Origin of the sequence: Barnesiella sp. B2-R-119 (assembly GCF_023656675.1) — a bacterium.
In the GTDB taxonomy this organism is placed as follows: Bacteria; Bacteroidota; Bacteroidia; order Bacteroidales; family Barnesiellaceae; genus Barnesiella; species Barnesiella intestinihominis.
In genome coordinates this window covers 384292-404928 of sequence record NZ_JAMOKL010000002.1, presented here as the reverse complement: position 1 = coordinate 404928, position 20637 = coordinate 384292, and the positions used below count along the sequence as shown (strand labels likewise).

The window sequence follows — 20637 nt, the reverse complement described above, 5'->3', positions numbered from 1 at the left end:
GTAACAGGTTTATTTACTGTATTCTCCATGATTCTCTTTTCTGAATAATGTTCCGATGTGGCGTTTTAGAAACATCTTGAAAGCATGTTCCTTCATCCCGTAACTTTCAGCAATGCCGATACCTTCTGCCGTAGTAAACCTCTGAGGCAGGTTCAGGTAGATGTTGCGGTGCAATTCGCTCAACTGTTCCTGACTGACGGCAGTCTGCACTTTTACGGCTGTAGTCCGAAAATACTCAGTCAGCAGGATGGCACGGTTCACGCTTTCAAGGTCAATCGTATGCTTGTCGCACTCTCCGCAAGTCCATCGGGCAAGCTGGATAATCAGACAAAACCGGATAATGTAGATTTCCAGTTTGCAGTAAATACCTACCAAAGCATCATTGGTTTCCATATCACATTGGCGGGCATTTTCATGCTGCCAACTGTAAAGCTGTTGCTTGGCATCTTCATCGAATGGCAGGCATTGAGGCTGCAACTCATTATTCTCGTCATGCGGACAATCCTGTGCGATCAACTTGTCGATAATCTGTTGCCATTGGATTTCCAGTTTTTCAGGAGTTTCCCGGTCGTTCCATCTGCTTTTCAAAACAGATTCAGGCATCACGAAAAGAATACGGTCTATGAAACCGTTACTCGAACGCTCGCCCTTGACCAGTTCGCCCAAAATCTTCTTTTGGATGGTACCGATAACGGAGATATAAGGACGTCTGATAAAAATGGAACTTTGCGTACTCTTGCGGTCGGAAATCGTGGGCTTGGCATTGAACACCGAAAGCCAGAATTGTTCTTCCGAACCGTTATTGTAGCGGTTGAAATTCTTGAACCAGGCCGACAGCTCGTCCGACCAAAGGCAGAGTCCTCTGGGATTCTGGGCATGTATCAGGCTCAATCCTTCGGGAGTGATATCCGAAACAAGAAAGCGTCTGCGCACGGGAGCTTGCGGAAACTCATCCAAACCAGCTTCCATGCGTTCCTTTTTGCTCATGGACATAGCGCGTTCATACTCGGCATACAACTTCTGATACTCCTGATTCTGACAATAGTCATGTTCAATAAACGGCTGGAAAGCGAAACTCAGCGGATGACTCTTATTGGCTCCGGGGCGTCCAATCAGTGCCATGTACAGAATGGGACTTTCCTGCCAGTTGCGCTTTACCTGCACCAGATGGGAGTTTCCAATCCCCACGGCAATGGCTGCAAGGATAGCCGCAGCGACATAATCCACGGGATAGCCCTGACAATCGTGCAAACTGCTGATGATGCGCTGAATCCTGATAGGAAAGATTTCTATCGGGAACTCGCTACCGGACATCTTGGCTCCGATGCGCACAGCCTCGCCGATAATACCTTCTGCTGTTAATTTGGAGGTTTCCATAGCCGTGCAGATCAAAAGTTATAGCCTCCCTTTGGTTTGCGCTTCGCTCCATATACTATCTCCGCTGCCTGTTCCTGGAGCGATATTGCCTGCATCTGCTTGCGGCCGGACTCAATCCATTGCAGCAGCTCATCTTCATAGAAGTAGAGTTTTTTCCCTCGTTTGTAAGCCGGAATCAGTCCTTTACGCGCAAGCGTGTAAATGGTAGGCTTTGCCTTTCGTGTGATTTTACAGGCTTCGTCAATTTCAATAAGACGATGCTTGTCGGAAGAAGCCTGCGGTTGCAGTGCCGCTACCATTTGACGGATTTGTTCCATCTGTTCTGTGAGATAACCTACCGCCTGCGGCAGCTTATCAAATGTGATTTGTTCGTTTGCCATACGTACTTGTTTTTAATTGTTCGCTGGCAAAGGAAATTGGTGTTTTGATGGTGGAAAACATCACCGGAATATAACTGTGAGATAACTTTTGGTGGTGATAAATTAGTATATTTGCAAAAAAACAGACTATGAACAATACAGATAAAGTCTATCTAATAAAATGGGTTGGACCATTCTCATATGATGAGTTATATAATTGGGAAAAGAAATGGTTGGAGAATAATAATGAAAATTTTAATTTGTACTTGTTGCAAGGAAAAAGAAAATACGCTAGAAAATTTTCTTATTATTGTGGACAAACTATTAGATGCGTATATAGAAGACTAAAAGATAAGGATCATCATTTTAAAGAAATAGAACATAGCGATTATTCTATATGGATTGGTAAATTTTCCAATGTTGTACCGAATAAAACAGATATAAATGTAGTAGAGAAAATCATAACTTCAGAGCTAGCAGTATTGGAATTAGGATTTGAAAATATGATGAATGAAATAAATTTCCATCCACCAGTTTTCGATGTATATATTATTAATCAGTGGTATCATCCTATAAAAAATAATGAATGGAAGAGGATTCATTATAATTCACCTGCTAATTATATTCCAGATTTAATGATTTATGATTCAAATTCAAAAGAAATGAAGGGAACTAGAAAAATAAGGAAATTAGGAATATTGGAATAAGTTTCATGTAATATTCAGATTTAGTCTGATTTTACATCCAGATTCTGTGTGTGACATTTTACGTTCAATAGTTGAGATTTCCAGGTCGCGAAGGGTATGGGCAAAGACATTCTTGATTAAGGTAGCAGTATGAATACGCTTTCTACCAAAAGCCTTGCCAATATTCCAACCAAAGTGCATAATATCAATGCTTTTAAGTTGTGAGTCAACCTTTACGGGCGATATCTTTTGTAAGGTATCACTTGTACTATATTCTGCAACGTATGTACATAGACGGTTGAGATCTTCTTCACTCATATAGGCAACCATTGTTTGCTTCGTATAGCTAATGACCTTTTCCAATTTGCTTTGAATAGCACGATTCTTTTTTGCGATAGAATTGGTTCGCATAACTTCATATTCTGAAGGTTCAGAGATTGCTTCTTCAGTGGTAGGAGCAGGCTCAATGACATCAGGCATAGCCTGGTTTGAATCTTTGATTGTAGTGGCTGCCGGCTCAGAAACGGTTTCATTGTGATTTTTCATCGTTTGAAAAGCAGAGGAACGCAATAGAAAGGCTTCTATGCGTGGTAGCAGAAACTGATTGAAAGTTGTCTGTAAACTGGCATAGATCGCCATCAAGACAATTACTGTTGCAAAAAATGCAACACTACTACTGAAATCGTCAACACCTTTGGATAAAACAAATAGCCGAGCTAAAACGCCAACAACAAGAGTACCTACCAATACAAGGGAATAGAGTGTTATATGTTCTATACTTTTCTGATTCATAATGATATTTGCTAATCGTTTGTGTACAAATATATGTCATTTCATAGATACTATGTTATAAATCCAAGAAAGTGGCAGCATTTGTCCTCGATATGGTACTTATTTCTATGCCATCTATGCCACAGTAGAATAAAAAAGAATCCGACATTGGTTTAAAACCGAGTCGGATTCTTATAAATCAATAAACATTGTATAATAAATATATGTCTATCACTTGTTTTTAGCTTCTCTATATCAATCGACTAAAATGTTGAATAAAAGAGTATTCATGCTGAATGTCATAGTTAAAGTATATATTTATATTAATCCTCCATCAAATGTTTCCTGTCGACATTATCTTTTATAAGATATACGTTTATCGGAATCTTCATTAGCTTGAGTGTTTTAACGCATCTAAAAAGACTAATACGAGAAAAAATTGGTAACGCATCTGATTTTAATTCTTTGTTCTTATTTGAAATTATTCCATAAGTTACATGGTATTGATCGTTGTTTATTTTCTCTTCAAAATTTCTATTATGTTCTATTAAATCTTTTAACTTTTCTTTTGCTTCAGGGCTTTGTTGAAGAATTATTACAGAATTCACACCTTGGTTAAATAAATGACTTAAATATGCTGAACGAGTAGATATTTTATTATGTATTAATTCAACCACCATATTGTTTTTTAGAGCAATTAAATCACATGGCTCAATGTTACGTTGTCCTTGTGGAGCTATAGATTTCTTGTCAAGACAATAAACTTCATCTATAGGAGAATTACGTTGAGCATGAATATTGTACTCGTCTTCTCGTTTTTGATTGCATTCACATAATATTGCATGCTCATCAATAAATATAGGGTCTAGTTCAGATTTAAGTCTATCTATAAAATTGGTATTTATTTCGTACCATTCACCCTCACATAGATGATATGTTTTATTATTATAAGTACAATCAAATAAAAATGCTTTATAAATTGAATAACTCTGTATAGGACTTCCATTTTCATCCAAAATACATAAAGAGTGTTTATTGAATATTGAAATATTTTCAATTTCTACATTACGTTCGTTAAGGTATTCTCGATAATTACCAATATACACATCTTCGTATTCATTAGATGGTCTAGATGCGCCACGATATTTTACTTTGAAATTTGTTGAATAATCTACAATGTCTGGAATTCCCAATGTAAGATTAATGGAATTCTCATGAAAATCATTTAATAATAGATCTTCTAAAGAATTGATCAAATCAGGATCTTTTATTGGTGTAATGTTTTGTAAATCAGGAAACGATTCTTCGTAATCTCTACGTGTATAAATAGTATACAGTCTAGAACATAATTCAACCAATTCGTTTGGTTCACAATCAGTTGTAAATCTTAGACTGCATGCACCTGTAGCATTTCGTAATGTATCTTGATATTCATTTTTTACAGCACCTGTTAATCTCTTAACTATAGAGTCATCTGTACTAATATTAAAATGAGTCAGGTTTGATGCATTAGGGATTTGAATTCTCTGCCTTTTTGCTGTTTCAGGCATTAATAAGTCAGTTGATTTGATTTTATCAGGATCTAAAGTATTTAAAGTTGTCCTAAGCCCAAAGTCATATTCATAAGAGTTTTCTTTGAGATTATGATAACTTGTTCCAAAAGTTATGGCAAACCATCTTTCTCCAACTGGCAGAAAAACTATTGCGCCAACTGAAGTTAATCGAAGCTCCTGATTTATACCCCAATACTCTTTCCACCATGGGGATCTTATAGGATTCTGTCCATAATACATTACTCCACCTTCAGGTATGTTTGTATCATCTTCTCTAAGAAGTTGTAATTGGTGCCCTTCTTTCAAAGAATTATTCGCATTGAATTCAGGCTTTAAAAGATAGACTGAAAAATTTCTGCTTTTCGGCATAGATTAGATGGTGTTTTTTGTGAGTTCAACATATTCAATATTTTAGACAAAATACTGCTTGTATATTAAAGCTGTATATATGCATATAAAATTACTCATTTTTATTGCATAATTGATCATTTTGAAAATATTTATATCAATACCGTCTAAAAACATAAAAATTAATCCCAATAAATACATTTGGTTGACTTTGATTTTTCTTCAGTGAACTTTATCGAACAGACCAAGTTGTATTCCAATTTATAACGAATTTATAGTATTAGGAAATAAATTGCTCATTTATATCTGTTTTACCATTTAAGAGGATAATGTACAATATTTAGCCTATTATTTAATGACATTTCAATAATGAAATGGCTGTGAGATTTTAAAGTTCATTACTTTTGTGATAATTTTCACCATATATTATTGAGGACTTCTAATCAACAAGAAGTCCTCAAAATTTTTTATTTCAGCGAAATCTTATTCGCCGTCTCTCGCTTCTTGGAATTGACCAAATCGGCATAGATTTGAGTGGTGGTGACATTTTTATGCGTCAGCATCTTCGATACTGTGTAAATATCTGTACCTAAAGAGATTTGGATGACGGCGTATGAATGACGGAAGCAGTGGAAGGTTATGTGCTTTCTGATTCCAGCTTCGGCAATCCACTGTTTCAGGGGATGATGGGTCATGGAGCGGGTTAAGCCTTTGAAGACTTTTCCGGTGCCCCATTCGCCACACAACTCCAGTGCTTCCTGACTGATGGGAAGGGTAGCCTCGGTTTCTGTCTTTTCGGTACAGATACGAATATAGTAGCCTTGATCTGGCCCGACTTCAAAATCACGCCAGTCCAGCTTCAGAATATCACTGATACGGAGACCAGTCATGCAAGCAAACAGGGATGCCTGTTTCAAGACAGGAATCTTGCAGGGCGTAGCCGCCAGTTTCTTGACTTCATCAAGTGTCAGATACTCTTTCTTGACCTCTTTCCATTCTATCTTTTCCAGAAAGTCGTTCAAGTTCTCACGCAGCATCTTCTCTTTGTAGGCTATTTTCAATAAGGCACGGAATGTCGAATAATAACCAGCTGCCGAATTGCGTGAGATATAAGCATTGGGATGATTGATCTGTTTGCATTTGAGCAGATAATCCTTAAACTTTTCGCACAGTTCCACGGTAACATCGCCGAATGTACATTTGCCGCCGACAAATTTCTCAAAGTGGTTGTAAACACAATCCCATTTCTCATACTTTTCCCGTGCCTTTGTCCGGAAGTAGGCGAGGAAATCTACCTTTTGCTTGTTCTTGTCCAGGAACCCGAATTCTTCATTGATAAGCGACTGGACACGGATACAGCGGATTGCCTCTGCCTTGTTCAGCATATCCTGATTGAACATTCTTTGTTGCTCGTTTTTGGGTTTGGCATAGATATAGATGCCGAGGAATTCCCGGCGACTCATCTTCATCGTATAAGGATTGCGGATGGCCGGGTAATAATCCAGATAAAGAGATATGCGGTCGTTACGCAATGGCTTTTGTCTCAGAGTTACGTTGGTGCATGTAAGTGTCATAGCTATATTGTTTTTTATTAATACTTGTTTTTGTTGCAAATAAAATAGGTGTTCTGATGGTGGTTTTCATCACCGGAAAATAACTTTTGGCTCATTCTATCTTTGGAGGTTCAAAGAATTTGTCCAGCTCTGCCCGCAGAATCTTTGTATATTTACCGACCTTGATACGGGGGATATTATGGTATTTCACATAATGGTAGAGTTGATCCCGTGTCAGATTGAACCGCTCCATCGCTTCGGCAATGGTGTAGTATTTGGGCTCTTCGGGAGCTATGAGACCTTTGGCAATGTCCACATGCTTCTTGGAGTAGTACACCATGATGCCAACCTTCTTCTTGGGAATGGCATTCTTTGATACAAAAGAATAAATGGCCGTTAGCGTCATGCCGAACTTCTCCTGCATGTCTTGTGTGCTGTACCATTCCTTAATTTCAGGATCGGGAGCTTTCTTTGCAAAGTAGTCATCAATATGCTTTTTGCTCCAAAAGGTTTTCCCTCGATTAAAGGTTCTTGGTATATTATGCTCTTTAGCTATACGAAATATCCAAGAATCTTTGACACCGAATTTCTCTTTAATCTCATTGGTGGTATAGAAGTCTGTGATAGGAAGAGTGTCTTTAGATTGTCGTTTCTTGTAGGGGTTTCTTTTAAGCATCTCTTCTATATCGCTCTGCCGAACAAATGAAAGCCTACTGCTCAACTTATAAGCAGCAAGATGTCCAGTATAAATCATTTTATAAACAGCTTGCAGTGAAAGCCCCAACAAAGTAGCAGCCTGAGCGATCGACAAATATTCCTTGTCTTTAATATCTATCAAAGGCTTTTCACTCTTAACGATTTGAATCCTTTGCTCTTCCTGCTGAATCCGTTTTGCTCGTATGGCCTGTTTATAAGCCAAATTCGCGCATCTGTGTGAGCAGTATTTCGTAGTTACTTTTTGTGCTACGAATTCTTGGCCACACCACTCACAAATCTTTTTAATTCTAATGTTGCTCTTTGCCATTTTACTTGAATTTTTAAGGTTTATTTCTCCTTGATTTCTCCAGTTTTATTCCACCATCTTAAACTATATTCCACCATATTCAACTTTCTCCACGACCTTGCCAACGAAAATCCTCAGATTTCGTGGTGAGGTACACAGGAGGTACAAAAAATGGCGTAAAAAGGCTTAGCAACGATTATCAACGATACTTGAACAACAAAAAAGGCGCCCGTAAAGAGCGCCATATTAATCGATTGCAATCAATTTAACTATTTGATAATCAGATATTTACTTACCGATGCAAAACTTGGAAAATATGGTCCCAAGTATTTCGTCAGTAGAGATTTGACCTGTGATTTCTCCGAGGTAGTGCATGCATTCTCTAATGTCTTGGGCGAGGAAGTCTCCGGAGAGGCCGGATTGTAGTCCGTTAAGGGTACGTAGGATTGCGTCGTGGGCATTTAGCAGGGCTTCGTAATGACGTACGTTGGTGACGATAATGTCATTTTCGCCAGTTTGTGTTGACTGTATGGTATCTGTAAGCTGTTTTTCGAGTACGTCGATATTTTGGTCGTGTGAAGCTGAAAGAAAGATGAATGAAGTGTTGGGTTTTTTACGAGTGAGGCGTTTGTATAGGTCTGTGAGTTGTTGTTGGGTTGCGGATTCAATCTTATCTACTTTGTTAAAGGCAACGATGAGGCGTTTATCGGTGCAGTGGGGGAGGACTCTTCCAGCGATTTTTTCAATGTCTTGTGTCGATCCAGTGGCATCAATAAGCCAGATGACGATGTGGGCTTGGTCTAGTTTTTGGAAGGTGCGTTCGATCCCCATATTCTCGATGGCATCGTGCGTTTCCCGTATACCGGCAGTGTCGATAAAGCGGAAAGTAATTCCTTGTAATACGACGGTATCTTCGATGACATCGCGGGTTGTACCGTGTATGTCCGAGACGATGGCTTTATCTTCTTTGACAAGGCGGTTGAGCAGTGTCGATTTCCCGGCGTTGGTTTCTCCTATAATGGCAGTAGGTACACCGTTTTTGATGGCATTGCCGAGTGTGAACGAATCGGAAAGGCGCTTAATGACTCGTTCTATTTCACTGGCGAGGTCGGTTAGTTTCTCCCGATCGGCAAATTCTACTTCTTCTTCGCTGAAATCAAGTTCGAGTTCGACGAGCGAGGCGAATGTGAGTAGTTTTTCCCGTAGTTGGATAAGTTCTCGGCTGAATCCTCCACGCATTTGTTGCATAGCTAAACGATGAGAGGCCGCCGAGGTGGAAGCGATAAGGTCGGCCACGGCTTCGGCTTGCGAGAGGTCAAGTTTCCCATTGGTAAAAGCCCTACGGGTAAATTCTCCCGGTTGGGCCAGGCGGCAGCCTGCTCGCAATAGAAGGCTGATGATTTGTTGTTGAATGTAAATCGACCCGTGGCAGGATATCTCGACTGTATCTTCTCCTGTAAACGAGTGGGGAGCGATGAAAAGCGTAACGACTACATCGTCAATGGGAGTTCCATTTTCATCGGCGATTGTTCCGTAGTGTGCTGTATTGGGCTTTGCTTCGGATAGTTTTTTCTTGTTTGCGGTGTAAAATATACGATCGGTTATAATGATAGCGTTTGTTCCGCTTATGCGAATTACGGCAATACCTCCCATACCGGGAGCGGTAGAGATGGCGCAAATCGTATCTTCGGGTATTGGCTTGTTTAGTTTAAGTTCCATATTTCAAGGGATAGGTCGCTTTCTATTTTATGTTCAATACTGTCGGGTAAGTTGTGGAAAAAATCTATTCCGGTCACTCGTTCCACACTGTCGATGGTGATTGCCAACTCTTTTAGAGACGGTTGTTCCGCTTCATTGTCGAATATAAATGCGATTCCTCTGGGCGTGCCGGAATACGGAACAGCGACTACTTTGAAAAAGCGGGTAGGGACGACTATCTCGTGTCGTCCGATTGTCTTTCTCGGAGTAGAAACGATGGGTCCGCAAGTAATGAGTAGTGCACTGTCTCGTTGTACCCATTCACGTATTTGTTCTTCCAGTTCTTTCCAGCGGCCTCGGTTTAATTCGGGAATTTGCGGACAGATATTTGAGAGCAGGAATGATTCTTCCATTGCTGTTTCGTTCCATTTCATATCGGCAGCCGGAGCCATATGTCCTCGGTCGTATCCGCTATGCGTGTAATCACGGGTGTCTATCATTGTGCCCACTACATCGTAGTCGGGGGTAAATCGGTTGTTGCGTGTAGCACTACCTTGCAGTTCGTCTCGTAGTAATTCGTAACTTACCCAGTTGGGTTGTTTCCAATGGGAGTTATACGAGACCGTGTAGCCCGTACGATATAATATTTGTTCCGGCGTACCTTCGGGAGTATGGGCCATTTCAGCATCTTTTACATGACAAAGAGAGTTTGTAAACGATTGTTGAGGATTTTGGGGTTGTTGAGCTTGTTTTATTAGCCACCATATACTGTATGTAACGAGTAACAGCAGAAATAAAGCCCCCCAATTATTTATTTTTTTACTGTTCGATTTTTTCTTTTTTCTCTTTTTAGCCATATCCTCCACTTTTGAATGTGGTCGTGCAAATGTAAGAAAAAATTTTTTTACCTTTGTTCGTCGGTTGGATAATCCATCGACTTAGGTTTAGATCAAGAAAAACCAATAAAAATATATACGATGAATTTAGTAGATCGTTTCCTTCATTATGTGAGCTTCGATACTCAATCGGACGAGCTTACAAACTTGACTCCCAGTACACCGGGACAGATGCTGTTTGCCCAAAAACTGGCCGAGGAGTTGGAGCGTATAGGCCTTACCGAGGTGACGCTCGATGATAACGGGTATCTTATGGCCTCATTGCCTTCAAATATAGATAAAGATGTCCCTGTGGTAGGATTTATAGCCCATTTGGATACTAGTCCCGATATGTCGGGACGGCATGTGAGTCCGCGGATTGTTGAAAATTACGATGGTAAGGATATTGTATTGTGTGCGGAGGAGGATATCGTATTGAAACCTTCGGAGTTTCCCGAACTACATCATTATATAGGTCAAGACCTTATTGTTACGAATGGGAAGACTTTGTTGGGGGCCGACGATAAAGCAGGTATTGCCGAAATTGTGACAGCGATGGAGTATCTTTTGAAACACCCGGAGATTAAACATGGCAAGATACGCATTGCATTCAATCCTGACGAGGAGATAGGCAAAGGAGCGCACAAGTTTGATGTTAAAGCCTTTGGAGCAGATTGGGCCTATACGATGGATGGTGGTGAAATAGGCGAATTGGAGTATGAAAACTTTAATGCGGCTGTGGCTCGAGTGACTTTCAAAGGCCGTAACGTTCACCCGGGATATGCCAAACATAAAATGATAAATTCGATTCGCATAGCCAATCAATATGCTATTATGTTGCCGCGTTGGGAAACTCCCGAACATACCGAAGGTTATGAAGGTTTTTATCATTTGATTTCGTTCGAGGGCAGTGTGGAGAAGACGGTATTGACTTATATTATTCGTGATCACGATCGAGATCGTTTCGAACGCCGTAAGAAGGAACTCGAACATTTAACTCGTAAAATAAATAACGAGTTTCCGGGTTGTGCCAGTATCGAAATAAACGACCAATATTATAATATGCGTGAGAAGGTCGAACCTGTGATGCATATCGTCGATTTGGTATCCGAGGCTATGAGGGCCGTAGATGTTGTTCCGATGGTGAAGCCTGTACGTGGTGGAACCGATGGAGCGCAACTGTCGTTCAAAGGATTGCCTTGTCCTAATATTTTCGCCGGTGGGTTGAACTTCCACGGGCGTTATGAATTCGTGCCCATACAGTCTATGGAAAAAGCTACCGAGGTGATTGTGCAAATTGCCAGAATGGTAGCCGAGAAGTAATAATCTTTGTCGGGTTTGGACAGATATGGAAATTATTTTTCATATCTGTTCCTTTTATTTCATAGCGAAAAGTTCATGTCGGGCACACTCATTGTTCTTACAGGGCCTACCGGGGTGGGAAAGACCGAGCTTAGCCTTCAATTGGCAGAGCGGTATGTTTGTCCTATTGTGTCGGCCGATAGTCGGCAGTTCTATGGCGATATACCTATTGGAACGGCGGCTCCTACAATCGAGCAACTGTCGAGGGTCGAACATTATTTCGTAGGGCAGTTGGCGTTGTCTGACTATTATAGTGCTTCGTGTTATGAAGAAGATGTCTTGAAACTGCTCGATAAACTTTTCAAGACAAATGACTATGTTCTATTGACAGGAGGCTCTATGTTGTATATCGATGCGGTTTGTAAAGGTATCGACGAGATACCTACCATTACCGACGAGATACGTCGTGAAGTTGCGGCGCATTACGAGAAAGTGGGTTTAGCCGCCCTTTGCGAAGAGCTTAAAGTGCTCGATCCAGTATATTATGCAGAGGTTGATTTGAATAATCACAAGCGGGTGATTCATGCGATAGAGATTTGCCGACAGACCGGTGGCCGATACAGTGATCTGCGTACTCGTCGGGTGAAATCCCGCCCTTTCCGAATTATAAAAATAGGATTGATTCGTCCACGGGAAGAGCTATTCGAGCGGATAAGTCAGAGAGTGGAGCAAATGATTGCCGATGGCTTGGTCGATGAAGCTCGAAGGGTATACCCTTATCGTCATCTTAATTCTTTAAATACAGTGGGCTATAAAGAGTTGTTCGCTTATTTCGATGGGAAGATGACCTTAGAAGAGGCTGTCGAGAAAATCAAGAGAAATACCCGGGTCTATTCCAAGAAACAAGTCACATGGTATAAAAAGGATCTCGATATGAAGTGGTTCTCCCCAGATGATAAGGACGGGATTATCGCTTATATCGACGAGAATTCCGTTTTGTGAAAGACTAATGTGATGTTTGTTTATGCGTGATCTCGAATGGTATCTTTATAAAAAGGATACAGGATTTATATCTATAAAGTTATGAGAATATTGAAGCCTTTTATGTTACTAGCTGTTATTGGTGTTTTATATTCCTGTGCAGCTGTTCATTTGCAGACTTATCGCAATGGCTATATCATGGATAAGAATAATGTAGTTGTCGGGTATTATTGGAATGGGTATCTCCTCGATTTGGAAAAGAATATCATCGGATACTATGCAAACGGGTATATTTACGATACTCGCCATGAGGTTATAGGAAATTATGTAAATGGATATATAAAGAACTTGAAATTAAAATAGGTCTGATGTAAATTTCATGTTCTTATTTATTTGAAGGTTGGGTTCACGGGCTCTATCTGGTATTCTGTCACTCCTTTGTTGTATTTTGAAAATATCTCATGGGCTTTTTCCACGAATCCTTTCAGATGAGGCCGATGGGGATGCTCTTTCAATTCTTGTATCGCAGGTACTACCCGGAAGTTTTCTTTTTGTATAGTTGGTCGTCGGGTATAAACAAGTGTGTGTTGTGCCGATTGTAACAGTATTTTTCCCGTGATATCCCGCCGGATAACAACCTTTACCATTGCTCCGCCCACCGTATCGCGGGTTTTCATATTGGAGATGAAATTTCCCAGTGAATAGACGATGAGGGCACAAGGGTTCCCTTGTTCGTCGTATCGTAATTCCATAGGTTGTATCACGTGTGGGTGGGCTCCTATAATCAGTTGTACACCTTCTTTCACTAAAAAGTCAGCCAAATCTTCTTGTCGTTTGTTCGGCAACAGTTGGTATTCATCGCCCCAATGTAGGCAGGTAACGATAAGGTCGGCACTCAACGTTTTGGCACGAAAAATGTCTTTTTTTATTTTTTCTTTGTCTATGTAATTGACAATTAATGGGGAATGTGGCGTAAATCCATTCGTTCCGTACGTGTAATTCAGAAAGGCGATTCGTATTCCTTTTATAGAGGTTATGAACGGATAGAATCTTTCGAATGAGTCTTTTGAATCGTAGGTCCCTATATGGTCTGCTCCGATAGAGTCGAGCATATGCAATGTGCGTATAGCTCCTCGGGTATAACGGTCGAGACAGTGATTGTTGGCGGTAAGGAAAAGGTCGAATCCTGCGTTTTGTAATGCGATTGGAAATTCGTCCGGCGCAGAAAAACAGGGATAACCGGTGTAAGGTTGTCCGCCGATGGGTGATTCTAAATTGACGACTGCATAATCCGCCGCAGCTATTTCGTGAGTAATGTCTGCAAAACAAGGTGAATAATCGTATGCCTCGCCTTGTTTTGCAGATTGTATTTGGGCTTTATGTTGCATGGCATCGCCAGCGAAAAGAAGAGAAACTTCGGTAGCGGGTATTACCGGAGCTTGTCCTAAAATGAGCGGTGCTAAAAAAGATATAAGCCCTATCATACGAGTTTAGGGATAGATTGCTTTTTTCCCGGCCAACAGGGTGTTACGCATGAGCGACACGATAGTCATAGGGCCTACTCCGCCGGGAACGGGGGTGATAAAAGAGCACTTGGGAGCTACTTCATCGAATTTTACGTCTCCGGTGAGCTTGAATCCCGATTTTTTTGTAGCATCGGGAACTCGGGTCGTACCCACATCGATGATGACGGCACCCTCTTTTACCATATCGGCAGTGACGAATTCGGGAGAACCGAGTGCGGCGATAATAATGTCGGCCGTACGGCATATCTCTTTGATGTTGGGGGTTGCACTATGACATACGGTTACCGTGGCATTGCCCGGATAAGCCTTTTGCATCATGAGTGTAGCTACCGGTTTGCCAACAATGTTGCTTCGTCCCAGTACCACACAATGTTTTCCTTTGGTCTCTATTTCGTAGCGGGCAAGCAACTCCATGATTCCGGCGGGTGTAGCCGATACGAAACAGGGCAACCCGATGGACATGCGCCCTACATTGACCGGGTGAAATCCGTCGACATCTTTCCGGTAGTCGATAGCTTCGATCACCTTTTGTTCCGAGATGTGTTTGGGCAAGGGTAGTTGGACGATAAATCCGTCGATATCGGGGTCGTTGTTCAGTTCGTTTACTTTGTTCAAGAGCTCTTCTTCGGTAACATCGCTTTCATAGCGAACGAGAGTCGATTTGAACCCGCATTGTTCGCAGGCTTTTACTTTGTGCGCCACGTATGTTTCACTCCCGCCGTCGTGTCCCACCAGAACAGCTGCTAAATGAGGCCGTTTGCCTCCGGCACTGCAAATATATTCTACCTCTTGGGCGATTTCTTGTTTTATGCGGTCGGCCACCGCTTTTCCATCGATTAGTTGCATAATATTGAGATTTTGTAAAAAAAGACTACCGGACACACCCCCTTTTTGCCTGTCGGCAATCGATTAGAATCGGGAGTATATCCGGTAGTTTCATGTTGAGTGATTAAAATTATCTTCTTTTGAATCCTTTCATCATGGCTCCTTTGTTTTGGGTAACCATTCGCATCATCTTGCGGGTTTGGTCGAACTGCTTGATAAGTCGGTTCACCTCTTGTATCGAAGTTCCGCTACCTGCGGCGATACGTTGTCGGCGGCTACCGTTGAGCAGTTCGGGGTTGCTGCGTTCTTTGGGGGTCATCGAGTAAATAATCGCTTCGATACTTTTGAAAGCATTGTCATCGATGTCCATGTCCTTGATCGCTTTTCCCACACCGGGAATCATAGAAGCCAAATCTTTGAGATTACCCATTTTTTTGATTTGGTGTATCTGGCTGAGGAAGTCGTTAAAGTCGAATTGGTTTTTGGCAATCTTCTTTTGTAATCGTTTGGCTTCTTCCTCGTCGTATTGTTCTTGGGCTCGTTCTACCAAAGAGACGATATCGCCCATGCCCAAAATGCGGTCGGCCATACGAGCCGGGTGGAAGTAGTCTATGGCTTCGAGTTTTTCGCCTGTTCCTACAAATTTAATAGGTTTGTCGACTACGGTGCGGATAGAGAGTGCCGCACCGCCACGGGTGTCGCCGTCCAATTTGGTGAGAACTACTCCGTCGAAATCGAGACGATCGTTAAATTCTTTGGCTGTGTTGACCGCATCTTGTCCGGTCATGGAGTCAACGACGAACAAGGTCTCGGTCGGGTTGATTTTTTTCTTGATAGCCTCGATTTCGTTCATCATTTGCTCGTCGATAGCCAAACGTCCTGCCGTGTCGACGATAACCAAATCGAAATGGTTTTCTTTGGCATATTTTACGGCATTGGCGGAAATGCTCACAGGGTCTTTGCTATCTTCCTCGGTATAAACCGGTACATCGATTTGTTCACCTAAGACCTTTAATTGCTCGATAGCGGCAGGGCGATATACGTCGCAAGCGACCAGCAAGGGGCGTTTCCCTTTTTTCGATTTTAGCATTTTTGCCAACTTACCGGAGAACGTGGTTTTACCCGAACCCTGTAATCCTGACATGAGGATAATCGACGGATTTTGCGACAAGTTTACTTCGGCGGTTTCTCCACCCATCAAGGTCGCCAGTTCGTCGTGTACGATCTTCACCATCAATTGTCCCGGCTTCACGGCGGTGAGTACGTCTTGCCCCAATGCTTTGGTTTTTACCGTGTCGGTAAATTGTTTGGCTACTTTGTAGTTGACGTCGGCATCGAGCAGTGCGCGTCGTACGTCTTTCAGCGTTTCGGCGACGTTGATTTCGGTGATTTTACCTTCACCTTTCAGTATTTTAAAAGACCGTTCGAGTCTTTCACTAAGGTTTTCAAACATAGTTTTATAACAATATTTTTACACAGATGGATAAATCGTTGCGAAATTACTCAAAATCGTCGGAATATGCGAATAAAAATATAAGAATAACATCTTTGAACATACGACAGTATGTAAGAGAGTTGGTATATGAGTAGAAATTTGAATTTAAAATATGAGTATTTAAAAATATTTACTATTATTGTATTTGAATAAAAAATGAAAAGAACGTAAATCTTTTGAGAATAAGGAGTAGCCGTTTTTTTTGTAAATAGAATATTGATTTTAATGACGAGTATATGAAAAAGTTTTTTCAAGTTTTAGGAATTGTCACTTTACTTTTGGTGGGATTGTATTATATAGAGGAATGTTCTGGAACAAAAGATCAATCGGAAGCGGTAGAAGATGTACAAGATGACTTGGAGATGGAAAAGTCTGTTCACTTGAAATTTAAAGGAGTACCCATAGACGGGACATTGAAAGAATTTATTTCTCGAATGGAGCGTAAAGGGTTTGAACATCGTTCGTCGTATGATTCAAAGGAACGGCTGGTGGGTGACTTTGCAGGGATTAAACAGTGTATGGTTTATGTGGAAACACTTGATAATAGAGATTTGGTATCTCGCATTATTGTCGAGTTTCCCAAACAGGAACGATGGGAGGAATTGTTTGGCAATTATAAAAACTTGAAAAGTATGCTTATGGAGAAATATGGAAACTTTTCATCGTGTGTCGAACGATTCCAAAATTCCTATATCAGAACAGATGAGGATCGTATGCGTGCCGTTCATATGGGGGAATGTATGTATAAAACCAATTTTTCAATTGCCGAGGGAGATATTACACTTAGTATAGATTATGAAGAATGGGGGAAGGGGTTTGTCGTATTGAAATATCAAGATAAAATAAACAGTGCGATAATTAGAGAAGCTGCGATAGAAGATTTGTAGTAAAAATAACAAAGTTGATAAAATTTTTACTATTTTTGTAGATGGAGAGGGAAGACTTTCTCCAAGACATGTTAGAAAAAAGAAGCGTTATGCTTATCTTGTAACTTGAGAACCTAGGAAATTCGCGAGTCGTAACACAAGAGATGGCATAGTGGTTCTCACGCTATGGCGTGAGCTGCTATTATCACATTCGTGTTACGGGTTTTCCTAGGACCTTCAAGTTAGAACGTGGCATTTGCAGTCTCACGCTTCGTGTATAAAAACGGTCCTTGTGGAGACTGGGGGACGAAAGAAAATTTTTATATGAAAAAACTTATTTTTTTATTACTAATTGTAATAGGTTTTTCTTCTTGCGTATTAAATAGAACATATATTAGTGATTACAGGGAGCAAATTCGTTTGATGAAAGCTAATTTCCCAGAAATTTATGAATTGTACCGTCAAGGTGATGTTATTATAACTTCTGTTTATACTTATGAAAAAGACGGTCAAGAAAGGGTACATATAGAGTATCGTTATAGATAATCTATTGTATAAATATTATCATACTCTGTTTGAGAATAGAATATGTGTAATTATATGAAAATAGGTGATTCCGAACCATTATATCTTCTTCACTTTCCAGTTCATTTTTTTGAAAAAGAGGAAAGATAGGAGTAGTTTGAATCCCCAATAGATGTACTCTACTGTCCAACAAAAGGCTATGTCTACCCGAAGGGTAACGATAATCCAATAAATAGCCAGCGTATAGAAAACGATCGTGATCATTTCGATGAGAAAAGCCGTGCGAGTGTCGCCGGTTCCCGATACAGATTGAAAGAGGATATTTCCCGGTAGGGCTATAAGGTAGAACGACGACATGACATAGACCGAATGTGTACATTCTGCGATAAGCGAGCTATCGTTGGTATAGATGAGGAGTATCCAATGAGGAGCTAAGCATAGCAAGGCAATGAGGGGTAATACTATGGCGTAACACATTTTGACGATACGCCGCACGATTGGAATTACATCGTCGGCTCGGCGGGCTCCCATAGCATTGCTCACGAGGGTACAGGCTGTCGCTCCAAAAGCATTGACTGGCATGAACAGCAGGGTAGAGGTGCTGCGGATAATGTTGGAAATGGCCAGTGGAAGTTCTCCCAAATGTTCGACGGCTACGAAAAAGAGAAACCATGTGCCTATGGTGAGAAAGTAGAGAATCATGCTCCATACCGATACATTCAGTATTTCGCGAATGAGGCCGAATCCTCCGGAACGCAATCGGAACATCTGGTATTTTCCCCGATCTATATAAAAGAACGTGTAGAGGAAAAAGTGCAATGCGGCTGTCGCTTCTGCCAAAACGGATCCAAGTGCAGCTCCGGCAATACCCATTTCGGGTGCACCGAAGTGCCCGAATACAAAAATGTAGTTGAATACGACATTGGCGATAGTCATGATGACTGCATTCATCATCAGTACTTTGGTGCGGGTGACAGCTACGAAAAAGGCCCGGAACATCACCCCGATAGAAGTGAACAGGAGCCCGAATATCCGATATTGCATGTAATCTTCTCCGGCTTGACATACGGCAGTGGAGGAGATGAGGACTTTCAACATTTGTGGGGTCCCTATAAGAGAAGCGAAGATGAGGATTATTGAAAATATTTCCAAAAAGAGAATACCTTGCCCCATGATAGGGCCCAAAGTCCCATATTTGGCTTCACCGTTTCTACGAGCCATGAGAATTTGTGCTCCGGTGCTAAATCCGAAAGTGACCATGTAGAAAGCAAGATACAATACTCCGGCTAAGGCGGAGGCTCCTAATTCTACTTGTCCGACACGTCCCATAAAAGCCGTATCGGTGATGTTGATGAGATTTTGTACAAAAAGGCTTACTAATATGGGGAGAGAGATTCTCCAAATTTCTTTACGACTATACATGCAGGAGGTGAAGATGATTATATATTAAAAAAGCCCACCTGACGAATCGGGTAGGCATTCGCAAGCGATATTCTTTATTATATGAGTTTATTGGTCGCTGTATCTGGAAAGATAACAGCCGGCGTAAAACTTTTTGCCTCTTCGGGAGTCATTAGAGCATAGGCCATAATGATGACGATGTCTCCCGGTTGTACTTTTCGGGCGGCGGCTCCGTTAAGACATATTACTCCTGAACCTCGTTCTCCTTTTATGACATAAGTCTCGAAGCGTTCTCCATTGTTGTTGTTTACGATGGAGACTTTTTCATTGGCAATAATGTTCGCCGCATCCATTAAATCTTCGTCGATTGTGATACTTCCGATATAATTCAGATTTGCTTGGGTGACGGTGACTCTGTGAATTTTTGATTTTACGACCTCTATAAACATGGTTTCATAAGTTATTGTTCGGGGCGTCGATATGCGATGTTGTCGATTAATCTCACCTCTCCGTTATATACGGTAATACAACCTACTATATAATCGCTGTCGTTCCAGTCTGCGATAGGCTGTAACGTGTTCCCATCGACTATTTCGTAGTATTCTACTCTCATTTCCGGTATTGCATCGATGGTAGAGATTACTTCATCGATAGTCTCTTTCACCGAATGGCTGGCTGCAAAGGTACGACTTTTAAATAATGTCTCTGCTATTTTGGGCGCATTTCTTCTTTGAGACTCTGTCAATCGGGTATTACGGCTGCTTAGTGCTAATCCGTCTGATTCGCGTACGATGGGGACAGCTATGATGTTGAATGTATAGCCCATTTGAGCGGCCATAGCTCGTATAACGGCAATTTGCTGAAAGTCTTTTTCTCCGAAGTAGGCATTATCGGGGTTGACTATATCGAAGAGTTTACTGACGATTTGAGCCACTCCGTTGAAATGTCCCGGTCGGTATTTACCTTCCATGACTTCCGCTACTTTTCCCAAGTGAAATGTCCGGGTATCTTCGGTTGGATAGATTTCTTCTACCGAAGGAGCGAATGCATAATCACAATTTACCGATTTGAGTAATTGACAGTCCTTGTCGAGCGTGCGAGGGTAAAGTAGCAAATCATTTTTGTCGTTGAATTGAGTGGGGTTGACGAATATACTGACTACTGTCACGTCATTATTAGCCACGCTGGTCTTTACCAGTTGCAGGTGTCCGTTGTGTAAAGCGCCCATTGTTGGGACGAGGCCTATCTTTTTACCTGCATTTCTGTCCGAATCGAGTTGTTTACATAATTCGGCTATTGTTGAGAATACTTTCATAATTGAACATTGGTTGAAAAAATTGTGCAAAAGAAACAAATAAAACCCAAACGACGAAGATAAAGCTGTATTTTTTTATGGAGAGTAACCTTAAATGTTTCTTTTTGAGAGGGAAATATAGGGTGTCTGACGATTTTTTGGTGTTAATACTTCTAATATTTGGAGGGTTACGCTATTT

At 41.1% G+C, this 20637-nt stretch carries 20 protein-coding genes; 6 read left to right on the top strand and 14 right to left on the bottom strand.

The window, feature by feature from the left end; genetic code table 11:
* Nucleotides 1-9: 9 nt before the first annotated feature.
* Nucleotides 10-1377, bottom strand: a complete 1368-nt coding sequence (locus tag NBH06_RS04885; protein WP_250793082.1) for a DUF3987 domain-containing protein — start codon at nt 1375-1377, stop codon at nt 10-12.
* Nucleotides 1378-1388: 11 nt separating this feature from the next.
* The gene (locus NBH06_RS04880) at nt 1389-1757 is read right to left on the bottom strand and encodes a helix-turn-helix domain-containing protein (protein WP_250793080.1); all 369 of its coding nucleotides are present in this window, start codon (nt 1755-1757) and stop codon (nt 1389-1391) included.
* 128 nt (nt 1758-1885) lie between these two features.
* On the opposite strand from NBH06_RS04880, the gene NBH06_RS04875 reads away from it, so the two are divergent.
* Entirely contained in the window at nt 1886-2443 is a 558-nt protein-coding gene (locus NBH06_RS04875) for a hypothetical protein (RefSeq protein ID WP_250793077.1), read from the top strand.
* 3 nt (nt 2444-2446) lie between these two features.
* Here the strand turns inward: NBH06_RS04875 and NBH06_RS04870 are convergent, their stop codons facing one another.
* From NBH06_RS04870 to NBH06_RS04845, 6 genes are all read right to left on the bottom strand, one after another.
* Nucleotides 2447-3214, bottom strand: coding sequence for a mobilization protein (locus NBH06_RS04870; protein ID WP_250793069.1), 768 nt, complete (start codon nt 3212-3214; stop codon nt 2447-2449).
* A 302-nt stretch (nt 3215-3516) separates the two neighbouring features.
* Nucleotides 3517-5115 carry a DUF6119 family protein gene (locus NBH06_RS04865; RefSeq protein ID WP_250793067.1) on the bottom strand — a complete coding sequence of 533 codons (1599 nt, stop codon included), beginning with the start codon at nt 5113-5115 and terminating at the stop codon, nt 3517-3519.
* A gap of 446 nt (nt 5116-5561) precedes the next feature.
* On the bottom strand, nt 5562-6668 hold the full coding sequence (locus NBH06_RS04860; RefSeq protein ID WP_015532034.1) for a site-specific integrase: 1107 nt from the start codon (nt 6666-6668) through the stop codon (nt 5562-5564).
* 91 nt (nt 6669-6759) lie between these two features.
* The gene (locus tag NBH06_RS04855; protein ID WP_250793066.1) at nt 6760-7671 is read right to left on the bottom strand and encodes a helix-turn-helix domain-containing protein; all 912 of its coding nucleotides are present in this window, start codon (nt 7669-7671) and stop codon (nt 6760-6762) included.
* Between the two features lie 267 nt (nt 7672-7938).
* Nucleotides 7939-9345, bottom strand: coding sequence for a tRNA uridine-5-carboxymethylaminomethyl(34) synthesis GTPase MnmE (mnmE, locus tag NBH06_RS04850; protein ID WP_195330923.1), 1407 nt, complete (start codon nt 9343-9345; stop codon nt 7939-7941).
* Nucleotides 9346-9353: 8 nt separating this feature from the next.
* On the bottom strand, nt 9354-10205 hold the full coding sequence (locus NBH06_RS04845; RefSeq protein WP_195330874.1) for a DNA/RNA non-specific endonuclease: 852 nt from the start codon (nt 10203-10205) through the stop codon (nt 9354-9356).
* A 120-nt stretch (nt 10206-10325) separates the two neighbouring features.
* On the opposite strand from NBH06_RS04845, the gene pepT reads away from it, so the two are divergent.
* The 3 genes from pepT to NBH06_RS04830 all read left to right on the top strand — a co-directional run bounded on the left by pepT (nt 10326) and on the right by NBH06_RS04830 (nt 12869).
* Nucleotides 10326-11546, top strand: coding sequence for a peptidase T (gene pepT, locus NBH06_RS04840; protein WP_195330871.1), 1221 nt, complete (start codon nt 10326-10328; stop codon nt 11544-11546).
* Between the two features lie 75 nt (nt 11547-11621).
* The gene (gene miaA / locus NBH06_RS04835; protein WP_250793366.1) at nt 11622-12527 is read left to right on the top strand and encodes a tRNA (adenosine(37)-N6)-dimethylallyltransferase MiaA; all 906 of its coding nucleotides are present in this window, start codon (nt 11622-11624) and stop codon (nt 12525-12527) included.
* Nucleotides 12528-12608: 81 nt separating this feature from the next.
* Nucleotides 12609-12869 (top strand): hypothetical protein, encoded by a 261-nt coding sequence (locus tag NBH06_RS04830; RefSeq protein WP_250793065.1) that lies wholly within the window; start codon nt 12609-12611, stop codon nt 12867-12869.
* A gap of 26 nt (nt 12870-12895) precedes the next feature.
* On the opposite strand, the gene NBH06_RS04825 is transcribed toward NBH06_RS04830, so the two are convergent.
* The 3 genes from NBH06_RS04825 to ffh form a co-directional block, all read right to left on the bottom strand.
* Nucleotides 12896-13990, bottom strand: a complete 1095-nt coding sequence (locus NBH06_RS04825; RefSeq protein WP_250793064.1) for a CapA family protein — start codon at nt 13988-13990, stop codon at nt 12896-12898.
* A gap of 6 nt (nt 13991-13996) precedes the next feature.
* Complete coding sequence (gene folD, locus NBH06_RS04820; RefSeq protein WP_021891423.1) at nt 13997-14878, bottom strand: bifunctional methylenetetrahydrofolate dehydrogenase/methenyltetrahydrofolate cyclohydrolase FolD; 882 nt, start codon at nt 14876-14878, stop codon at nt 13997-13999.
* A gap of 109 nt (nt 14879-14987) precedes the next feature.
* The gene (ffh, locus tag NBH06_RS04815; RefSeq protein ID WP_008861750.1) at nt 14988-16310 is read right to left on the bottom strand and encodes a signal recognition particle protein; all 1323 of its coding nucleotides are present in this window, start codon (nt 16308-16310) and stop codon (nt 14988-14990) included.
* A gap of 278 nt (nt 16311-16588) precedes the next feature.
* Between ffh and NBH06_RS04810 the strand changes: the two genes are divergently transcribed.
* Both NBH06_RS04810 and NBH06_RS04805 read left to right on the top strand, forming a co-directional pair.
* A complete protein-coding gene (locus NBH06_RS04810) occupies nt 16589-17239 on the top strand; it encodes a hypothetical protein (RefSeq protein ID WP_250793063.1) in 651 nt (216 codons plus the stop codon).
* 303 nt (nt 17240-17542) lie between these two features.
* Nucleotides 17543-17764, top strand: a complete 222-nt coding sequence (locus NBH06_RS04805; RefSeq protein ID WP_155012610.1) for a hypothetical protein — start codon at nt 17543-17545, stop codon at nt 17762-17764.
* A gap of 78 nt (nt 17765-17842) precedes the next feature.
* On the opposite strand, the gene NBH06_RS04800 is transcribed toward NBH06_RS04805, so the two are convergent.
* The 3 genes from NBH06_RS04800 to panC form a co-directional block, all read right to left on the bottom strand.
* The gene (locus tag NBH06_RS04800) at nt 17843-19165 is read right to left on the bottom strand and encodes an MATE family efflux transporter (RefSeq protein WP_250793062.1); all 1323 of its coding nucleotides are present in this window, start codon (nt 19163-19165) and stop codon (nt 17843-17845) included.
* A 77-nt stretch (nt 19166-19242) separates the two neighbouring features.
* Nucleotides 19243-19593 carry an aspartate 1-decarboxylase gene (panD, locus tag NBH06_RS04795; RefSeq protein WP_008861754.1) on the bottom strand — a complete coding sequence of 117 codons (351 nt, stop codon included), beginning with the start codon at nt 19591-19593 and terminating at the stop codon, nt 19243-19245.
* An 11-nt stretch (nt 19594-19604) separates the two neighbouring features.
* Nucleotides 19605-20459, bottom strand: a complete 855-nt coding sequence (panC, locus tag NBH06_RS04790) for a pantoate--beta-alanine ligase (protein ID WP_250793059.1) — start codon at nt 20457-20459, stop codon at nt 19605-19607.
* Nucleotides 20460-20637 lie beyond the last annotated feature (178 nt).

Bases quoted from the DNA above. Each gene is read 5' to 3' on its own strand.
- NBH06_RS04810 (WP_250793063.1), top strand. From the start codon at position 16,589: ATGAAAAAGTTTTTTCAAGTTTTAGGAATTGTCACTTTACTTTTGGTG.
- pepT (WP_195330871.1), top strand. From the start codon at position 10,326: ATGAATTTAGTAGATCGTTTCCTTCATTATGTGAGCTTCGATACTCAA.
- NBH06_RS04805 (WP_155012610.1), top strand. From the start codon at position 17,543: ATGAAAAAACTTATTTTTTTATTACTAATTGTAATAGGTTTTTCTTCT.
- NBH06_RS04875 (WP_250793077.1), top strand. From the start codon at position 1,886: ATGAACAATACAGATAAAGTCTATCTAATAAAATGGGTTGGACCATTC.
- miaA (WP_250793366.1), top strand. From the start codon at position 11,622: ATGTCGGGCACACTCATTGTTCTTACAGGGCCTACCGGGGTGGGAAAG.
- NBH06_RS04855 (WP_250793066.1), bottom strand. From the start codon at position 7,671: ATGGCAAAGAGCAACATTAGAATTAAAAAGATTTGTGAGTGGTGTGGC.
- ffh (WP_008861750.1), bottom strand. From the start codon at position 16,310: ATGTTTGAAAACCTTAGTGAAAGACTCGAACGGTCTTTTAAAATACTG.
- folD (WP_021891423.1), bottom strand. From the start codon at position 14,878: ATGCAACTAATCGATGGAAAAGCGGTGGCCGACCGCATAAAACAAGAA.
- NBH06_RS04880 (WP_250793080.1), bottom strand. From the start codon at position 1,757: ATGGCAAACGAACAAATCACATTTGATAAGCTGCCGCAGGCGGTAGGT.
- panD (WP_008861754.1), bottom strand. From the start codon at position 19,593: ATGTTTATAGAGGTCGTAAAATCAAAAATTCACAGAGTCACCGTCACC.
- NBH06_RS04860 (WP_015532034.1), bottom strand. From the start codon at position 6,668: ATGACACTTACATGCACCAACGTAACTCTGAGACAAAAGCCATTGCGT.
- NBH06_RS04845 (WP_195330874.1), bottom strand. From the start codon at position 10,205: ATGGCTAAAAAGAGAAAAAAGAAAAAATCGAACAGTAAAAAAATAAAT.
- NBH06_RS04885 (WP_250793082.1), bottom strand. From the start codon at position 1,377: ATGGAAACCTCCAAATTAACAGCAGAAGGTATTATCGGCGAGGCTGTG.
- NBH06_RS04870 (WP_250793069.1), bottom strand. From the start codon at position 3,214: ATGAATCAGAAAAGTATAGAACATATAACACTCTATTCCCTTGTATTG.
- NBH06_RS04830 (WP_250793065.1), top strand. From the start codon at position 12,609: ATGAGAATATTGAAGCCTTTTATGTTACTAGCTGTTATTGGTGTTTTA.
- NBH06_RS04825 (WP_250793064.1), bottom strand. From the start codon at position 13,990: ATGATAGGGCTTATATCTTTTTTAGCACCGCTCATTTTAGGACAAGCT.
- NBH06_RS04800 (WP_250793062.1), bottom strand. From the start codon at position 19,165: ATGTATAGTCGTAAAGAAATTTGGAGAATCTCTCTCCCCATATTAGTA.
- NBH06_RS04865 (WP_250793067.1), bottom strand. From the start codon at position 5,115: ATGCCGAAAAGCAGAAATTTTTCAGTCTATCTTTTAAAGCCTGAATTC.
- panC (WP_250793059.1), bottom strand. From the start codon at position 20,459: ATGAAAGTATTCTCAACAATAGCCGAATTATGTAAACAACTCGATTCG.